5 protein-coding genes are annotated in these 8,165 nt (G+C 68.1%); all 5 read right to left on the reverse strand.

The annotated features are described in order from the left end of the window. Window positions 1–156 precede the first annotated feature (156 nt). Window positions 157–753, reverse strand: coding sequence for a GNAT family protein (locus IAE58_RS19145; protein WP_199934100.1), 597 nt, complete (start codon window positions 751–753; stop codon window positions 157–159). Continuing rightward, a complete protein-coding gene (locus tag IAE58_RS19150) occupies window positions 746–3,871 on the reverse strand; it encodes an efflux RND transporter permease subunit (protein WP_199934101.1) in 3,126 nt (1,041 codons plus the stop codon). The genes IAE58_RS19145 and IAE58_RS19150 overlap by 8 nt, the downstream gene beginning before the upstream one ends. Then, entirely contained in the window at window positions 3,868–4,974 is a 1,107-nt protein-coding gene (locus tag IAE58_RS19155; protein WP_199934102.1) for an efflux RND transporter periplasmic adaptor subunit, read from the reverse strand. Before IAE58_RS19155 ends, IAE58_RS19150 begins: the two co-directional genes overlap by 4 nt. A 299-nt stretch (window positions 4,975–5,273) precedes the next feature. Next, a complete protein-coding gene (locus tag IAE58_RS19160; protein ID WP_199934103.1) occupies window positions 5,274–7,340 on the reverse strand; it encodes a TonB-dependent copper receptor in 2,067 nt (688 codons plus the stop codon). Window positions 7,341–7,412: 72 nt separating this feature from the next. Further along, window positions 7,413–7,850, reverse strand: a complete 438-nt coding sequence (locus IAE58_RS19165; protein WP_199934104.1) for a DUF2946 family protein — start codon at window positions 7,848–7,850, stop codon at window positions 7,413–7,415. Between the last annotated feature and the right edge of the window lie 315 nt (window positions 7,851–8,165).

The raw sequence follows: 8,165 nt of genomic DNA on the forward strand, positions 1-8,165 counted from the left end.
CCCGCCCCCGCGCCCCCCCCCCCCCCCCCCCCCCCCCCCCCCCCCGCGGGCGCAGCGGCTAGAGCGGTGCGAACCAAGGTTCGCACCCACCAGGCGCTAACCGCGGAATGGGGTCAGAGCCCCTTTCTGGCGAAAAGGGATCTGACCCCTGGCCGTTCAGGGCAGCTGGGTGCGCACCCGGGCGAAACGGCGCAGGTCGTGCAGCTGGCCGCGCTTGTACACCGCGCAGCGGGCCGTGCCCTCTTCGCTGAAACCGTTGGCCAGCAGCACGCGGGCCGAACCTTCGTTGAAATCCAGGACTTCAGCCTGCAGTCTGAACAGGCGCAGCTCGTCCATCACCCAGGGCGCGAACAGCGCCACCACGCGGGTCATGACGCCCTGCCCCCAATGCGCCCTGCCCAACCAATAACCCAACTCGGCGCTGTGCCCGCGTTCTGCGCTGCCCGGCTGGGCGCCCACGCTGCCACAGGCCTGGCCGTCGATTTCAATGGCCAGGTTCAGCGTGTTGGCCGCCAGCACGCGCCCGGCCAGGAAGGCCAGGCCGTCGTCGCGGGTGTACGGGCACGGGAAGCGGTCGCGCAGGCCGCGCGAAACCTCGGGGTCGTTGGCGTGCTGCAGCAGCGATTCGAGGTCGTTGGGGTGCCAGGGGCGAAGCATGAAGCCTTCGCCTTGGAGCCTGGGGGTCAGCGCCCTTTCCCGTTGGGAAAGGGATCCGCCCCCGTCCAACACCCCGTCGGCGTGCCGGTCAGGCATGGCCGCCGACCGAGGGCGATTCGGCTTCCTGCTTTTCCAGTTCGCGCTTCACCGCTTCGGGCGAACGGGTATACGGCGCCAGGCGCGCGTAGAACGCCGGCACCACGAACAGCGACAGGAAGGTGGACAGGGTGACGCCGAAGATGATCACGATGCCGATGGTGCCACGGCTGGCCGAGCCGGGGCCACCGGCCACCACCAGCGGAATGGCACCGACCACGGTGGCGATCGAGGTCATCAGGATCGGGCGCAGGCGCACCATGGCCGATTCGATGATGGCCTGCCGCACGGTGCGCCCGTCATCGCGCAGCTGGTTGGCGAACTCGACGATCAGGATGCCGTTCTTCGCGGCCAGGCCGACCAGCATGACGATGCCGATCTGACTGAACAGGTTCACCGTGCCGCCGCTCACCCACAGGCCGACCAGCGCGCCGAGCACGCCCAGTGGCACGGTCAGCATGATGGTGAGCGGATGGATGAAGCTTTCAAACTGCGCGGCCAGCACCAGGTACACCACCAGCAGGGCCATGGCGAAGGTGAGCAGCACCGCGCCACCGGCGCTCTGGTATTCGCGCGATTCGCCCTTCCAGTTGATCTGCGCGTACTGCGGCAGTTCTTCGCGGCTGACCTGCTGCGCCCAGGCGATGGCTTCACCCAGCGGGTAGCCGGGCGCCAGGCCGGCGCTGATGGTGATCGAGCGCAGGCGGTTGAAGCGGTTCAGCGTGCCCGCTTCGGCCACTTCGCTCAGCGTGACCAGGTTGGACAGCGGCACCAGTTCGCCGGAGTTGGCGCGCACGCGGATCGCGGCCAGGTCGGCCGGGCTGGCGCGGCCCTCGCGGCCGGCCTGCACCAGCACGTCGTACTCTTCGCCGTTGTCGACGAAAGTGGTGACGCGGCGCGAACCCATCATGGTTTCCAGCGCCGAACCAATGGCGGTGACCGGCACGCCCAGGTCGGCCGCACGCTGGCGGTCGATGTTCACCCGCATCTGCGGGCGGGTTTCCTTGTAGTCCGAATCGGGGCCGACCAGGCCGGGGTTGTCGGCCATGCGCAGCAGGATGCGGTCGCGCCACTGGGCGATTTCCGCGTATTCCGGCCCGCCCAGCACGATCTGGAACGGCTGCCCGCCACTGCGCACCAGGCCACCACCGACCTGGGTACGCACGCGCACGCCACGCAGGGTGTCCAGTTCCTTCTGCAGTTCGTTGGCCACGTCCACGGTGTTTTCGCTGCGCTGGCGCCACGGCTGCAGGAACACGCTCACCCGGCCGGTGTGCATCTCCTCGCTGGCACCGAAGCCGCCGGGCACGCGCGGGTTGGCACGGGCGATGGTCTTGTCGGCGCCCACGTGCGGGGCCAGCAGCGCTTCTACCTGCTGCACCTGCTGCACGGTGTAGTCGTAGCCGGCGCCTTCGGGGCCGTCGATCATGATCTGGAACGAACCGCGGTCTTCGGCCGGTGCCAGTTCCGAGGGCAGGATCTTCATCAGCCCCCAGGTGGCCAGCAGCGCAGCGGCCATCACCACCAGGTAGATCCAGGTGCGATCCACGTGATGATCCAGCACGCGGCCATAGCCGGCGGCCAGACGGTCCAGGTTGCGGTTGATGAAGCCATGCAGGCCGCGCGGTGCCTGCCCGGTATGCGGCTTCAGCAGCTTGGAAGCCATCATTGGGGTAAGCGTGAGGGCCACGAACGCCGACAGCGCCACCGCCGCGGCCAGCGCCACCGCCAGTTCGCGGAACAGGCGCCCGGTATTGCCTTCCAGGAAGCCCACCGGCAGGAACACGGCCACCAGCACAGCGGTGGTGGCGATGACCGCGAAGGCGACCTGGGTGGTGCCGCGCTTGGACGCCACCAGCGGTGGTTCGCCCAGGTCGATGCGGCGCTGCACGTTTTCCACCACCACGATCGCATCGTCCACCACCAGGCCGATACACAGCACCAGCGCCAGCAGGGTGAGCAGGTTGATGGAGAAATCGAAGGCGTACAGCGCAATGAACGCAGCCACAAGACACACCGGCATCGTCACCGCCGGAATCAATGCGGCACGGAAGCTGCCCAGGAACAGCCAGATGACCGCCAGCACCAGCAGCATCGCTTCCACCAGCGTGGCGTAGACGCGGTCCACCGCCGCTTCGATGAAGGTGGTGTTGTCGAAGGTGACCACGATCTGCGTGCCTTCGGGCAGCGTAGCGGCGACCTTTTCCGCTTCAGCGCGCGCGGCGCGGGCCACATCCAGCGAGTTGGCGGTGGAGGTCTTAACGATGCCCAGGCCCACGCCCGGTTCGCCGTTGCTGCGGAAATAGGCGCGGCGTTCGGCCGAGGCCAGTTCGATCTTGGCCACGTCGCCCATGCGCACCACGTAGCCGTCGGCGCCCTTGCCCAGCGGAATGGTGGCGAAGTCTTCGGGTTTGACGTAGTTGCGCTCTACGCGCAGGGTGAAATCGCGGTCGGCCGATTCGATGCGGCCGGCAGGCAGCTCCACGTTCTCGTTGCGCAGGGCGGTTTCCACATCGCCGGTGGTCAGCCCGCGCGCGGCCAGCTGGTCGCGGTCCAGCCAGATGCGCATGGCATAGCGCTGGCGGCCACCGATGCGCACCTGGGCCACGCCGTCCAGGCTGGAAAAGCGATCGACCACGTAGCGGTCGGCGTAATCGCTCAGTTCCAGCGTGTCCATGGTGGTGGAGGACATGTTGAACCAGATGATCGGGTCGGCATCGCTTTCCACCTTGGCGATTTCCGGCGGGCGCGCCTCTTCGGGCATGCGGTCGGCCACCCGGCTGACCGCATCGCGCACGTCGTTGGCGGCCGCTTCGATATCGCGGTTGGAGGTGAATTCGATGCTGACCTGCGAGCGCCCGTTGGTGCTGCGCGCGTTGATGGTGTCGATACCTTCGATACCGGCCAGCGCGTCTTCCAGCACCTGGGTGATGCGGCTTTCAATCACCGCCGCCGAGGCGCCGGTGTAATCGACCGACACTGAAACGATGGGCGGATCGATGGCCGGCAGTTCGCGCAGGGTCAGGCGGGTGAAGGACATGATGCCCAGCACCAGCAGCAGCAGGCTCATCACCACGGCAAACACCGGCCGCTGGATGGAGATGTCCGAGAGCTTCATCCGCCCTGGCCCTCGGCGGCGGCCGGGGTGGTTTCAGACGGCGTCTGCGCATCATTGGCCGCAGCCGCGTTGGACGCCGCCACCTTCAGACCCGGTCGCAGCTTGCCGGTGCCATCGATCACGATGCGCTGCCCGGCCTGCAGGCCCTGGCGGATTTCCACCACGCCCGAGCGACGCGCACCGATCACCACGTCGGCACGTTCCACCGTGTCGTCGCTCTTCAGGCGGTACACATACGAATCGCGCCCGACCTGCACCACGGCGATTTCCGGCACCACCAGTGCCGGGCGCTCGGGGCGGAACAGGCGCACATCCAGCAGCATGCCGGGACGCAGCGCGTGGTCGGCATTGGCGAAATCGGCGCGCACGGTCACCGCACGGGTGGCCGGATCGATGCGCGCATCGATGGTGCTCACCTCGCCTTCGAAGGTGCGGCCCGGCCAGGCCACGCTGGTGGCGCTGACCTTGTCACCCGTGGACAGCGCGGCCAGCTCCACTTCCGGCACCTGGAAATCGACGTGCATGCGCTCGATGTCATCCAGCGTGGCGATGACGGTGGTGGGCGTGACCAGCGAGCCGGGGCTGACCTGGCGGATGCCGAGCACGCCGGCGAACGGTGCGCGCACGCGGCGATCACCGATTTCCGACTGCATTTCCGCCACGCGCGCTTCGGCCGCATCGCGGATCGCTTTCTGCGTATCCAGCGTGGCACTGGATACCAGGCGCTGGGTGGCCAGTTCGCGCTGGCGCTTGTACAGCTGGTCGGCTTCGGCAAACGTGGCCTGGGCCTGGCTGAGCGCAGCCTGCTGGGCCTGGCCGCGCAGGGTGACGATGGGCGCACCGGCGGCCACCTGCTGGCCGCTTTCGAAATGCACGCGGTCCACGATCTCGCTGACCTTGGCGGTCACGCTGATCGATTCGCGCGCCTTGGCCGTGCCCAATGCCTGCAGCGTGTCGTTCCACTGCGTGGGCTGCACCACCTGCGCGGTGACCGGTACGGCTTCACCCTGCCGGCGTGCGGCAGCCTCCGGCTTGCCTGCACAGCCGGCCAGAAGGGCCAGGCCGAGGCCAAGGGCCAGGGGGGAAGCGATACGAGCCAACATGCACAGTCCTGATTGATCCACGGCCGCCGAGTGTAGGCACCGCCCCATGAAATCGGTATGTGCCAAGCGTTTACCGGCGTGAAACCTGCCGCGCGATAGCGCCGGGAACCCGTTCCATGCAAGGGTTGCCGCCGTGGTGTCGGCGTATGTCGGGATGTATCGAGCGCGCCCGCACGTGCCGGTGCCATCGTACAGTCAAACCTGCCTGGCTGAGGGCGCCAGGCGGGGGTCGGCCCTGGCGGGGTCCGACCCCGTTTTTTTGCCGGGTGCATGGGTAGCGCCGGGCCATGCCCGGCGGATCAATACCGGTAGTTCACCTTCATCCACAGGCTGCGCCCGGGCTCGTTGATGCGTACCGGATCGGCCGGGAAGCCGAAGTCGGCGCTGCCGGCCAGGTTCAGGTGTTCGCTGTAGGCGCGATCAAACAGATTGTCCACGCCGGCACTGAGCTGCAGTTGCGTGCTGAAGCGATAGGCCGCATTGAGCGCGAAGGTGGCAAAGCCCGCGCTGGGGCCCAGATCCTGCGCCACCACATTGCCCTGCCCTGCGGCCACCCGATGCTGGGCGGTGACCGCACGCAGCAGGGCGCCGGCGCTCCAGCGCTGGCCCTGCCAGTCGGCGCTCAGGCGCGCTTCCAGCGGCGGCATCTGCGGCAACGGACGGTGTGCATCGCGGTTTTCGCCCCAGGCATACGCCAGGGTACTGCCCAACGACCACTGCTCGTCCAACTGCAGTTTCAGCCCGGCTTCGGCACCGGCAATGCGTGCGTCGATGTTGTCGGCCTGGCTGCTGCTGCCCATCATGCCGCCACTGTGGTAGTTGAACAGGATGTAGTCCTGGATCTGCCCGGCGTAGGCCGACACCCAAGCCTGCACCCGCGGCCCGTTGTACTGCACACCCACGTCGAGCTGGGTGGTGCGTTCGGGCTGGATGCCGGCGAAAGCATTCACGCTGCCGGCCGGTCCGGCATCGGGAGAGAACAGTTCCCAGTAATCCGGCATGCGCTCGCTGTGGCCCAGCCCGGCGTAGGCGGTCAGGCCCTGGGCCAGGTCCTGTTCGTAGCGCAGGAAGCCGCTGCCCAGCCACTGCCGGCGCTGCCGCCCGGCGGTGGGATTGGGCATGTCCATCATCATGCCGCTGATCTGCGCGCGGGTATCGCGCACGCGCGCACGGTCGATGCGCAGGCCGCTGATCCAGCGTCGCGCGGTGTCGGCGCCCAGGGTCAGTTCAGTGAATACGCCCTGCCGCTCGAAGTCGGCATCACGGCTCCAGGCCGCGTTCTGGTAGGTGTTGCGGCCCATGCCCACGCGGCCGCGGTGGCGGCTGTCTTCGGCATCCACGCCGGCCACCAGCTGCACGTCCTGCCAGCGCCATTCGGAACTGATGCGCCCACCCTGGGTACGCCGGTCGACATTGGAGGCCATCGGCATGGGCATGCTGCTGTGCGGATTGGGCGTGCGCAGCGTGTAGTTGTCCATCACGTGGTCGGCTTCGTTGTAGTACACGTTGGCCTGCAACGTGTCCCACGCACCGGGCAGGTTGCGCTTCTCGAAGCGCGCGCCGAAGGTGGTGCGCTCGAAGGCGGCACCGTCCATGCCGCGGCCGGCATAGCGCGCGATGGCATCGCCGGCGCCGGCGGACACTTCCAGCAGCGTATCGGCATCGGGCGTCCAGCCCAGCGCCACATCGCCGTTCCACTTGCGCCACTTCGAGGGCACCACGGCACCGTGGCCATCCTTGTAGTCATCGGCTTCGGAACGGTTGCCGCTGGCGCGCACATAGCCGCTGGGATTGCCCACGGTCAGGTCCACCACCTGGTCGTTGCGGTTGCGCGAGCCGACCAGCGCACTGGCATCGGCGCGCAGGCCCGGCGCCTCGAAGCGCGGCGTATCACGTTCGAAACGGATGGTGCCGGCCGAGGCACCCGCCCCCCAGCGCACGCTCTGCGGGCCCTTGATGATGGTCAGCCGGTCGAAGCTTTCCGGAGCGATGTAGGACAGCGGATTGTCCATGCGCGAGGGACACGCGCCGATCAGGTTGCCATCGTTGCTGAGGATGTTCAGGCGCGAACCGAACATGCCGCGCAGCACCGGGTCGCCATTGGTACCGCCGTTGCGGATGGCGGAAAAACCGGGAACGGTCTTCAGGTAATCGGCGCCATCACTGGCCGGCACCGGCTGCCGCGGCAGCCGCGGATCGGTCACCCAGTGCAGTGGCGAAGAGGGTGCGGCGGCAGTCACCACCAGGGTATCGAGGGTGCGCGCTTCGTCAGCGGGCGCGGCATGCGCCAGCGAAGCGGCCACCGCGAGGCCGAGGGCAACCGGCAGGCGCGCGGACGCGCCCGCGGGGCGGGACAGGTTTTTCATGCAGACAACTCCAGGGTACGCACGCGCGCACGGCGCCCGGTCAGGCGTCGTGCGGCGGATTGAATGGAAAATTCAGCGGACGAGGGAGCGCAGCGGTGGGCCACGCGCGGCATGCGCGGGCCAGTGTTGGGGTGGCAGCAGGGGCAGCAGCGGCGCGAACAGCACGCGCGGCCGCCACAGCAGTGGCACCAGCAGCAGCGCCACGGCCAGCCACGGCAGCAGACGCAGGGCCAGCACGCAGTACTCGCAGGCTTCGCCGTGCACGGCATGCGGATCGGCCGGCGGAGTTGATTCCGGTTGCGCATGCAGCGCGCCGTGGTCTTCAGCCATGCTGCCGTGATGCATGTGGGCATGCATGGCAGGCGACATCTGATCCATCTGCGCATGCGCAGGAGCGTGATGTTCGGGCGCCTGCAGCGCGCGACTGACCAGCGGCGCAAGCACCATCAGCAGCGTTGCCACGAAGGCAAGCTGCAGCAGGAGGCGTTGCGGGCGCGACAAGCGGTTCACCGCGCTAGTGTAGAGCCGGCTCCAGGGTTGGCCGTGCGACGAACCGTCGCAGGGGTTGGGGGTTTTTCGGCAGGGCTGCGCCCTGCACCCGCCGAATCAACGTCAACTTCAAGAGCGTGCATTCCGTGGGATGGCGGGGTGGGTCCGGTAGGTATCGACCTTGGTCGACACGGATGAATCCATTCGATATCTGACAGATGTGTCGACCAAGGTCGACACCTACCAGAGCAAAATGCGGTTCCGGCAGATCGCAGGAATCTGTCAGAGGCGGGGGGGGGGGGGGGGGGGGGGGGGGGGGGGGGGGGGGGGGGGGGG

This window comes from Stenotrophomonas sp. S49 (genome assembly GCF_016624905.1).
Taxonomy (GTDB): domain Bacteria; phylum Pseudomonadota; class Gammaproteobacteria; order Xanthomonadales; family Xanthomonadaceae; genus Stenotrophomonas.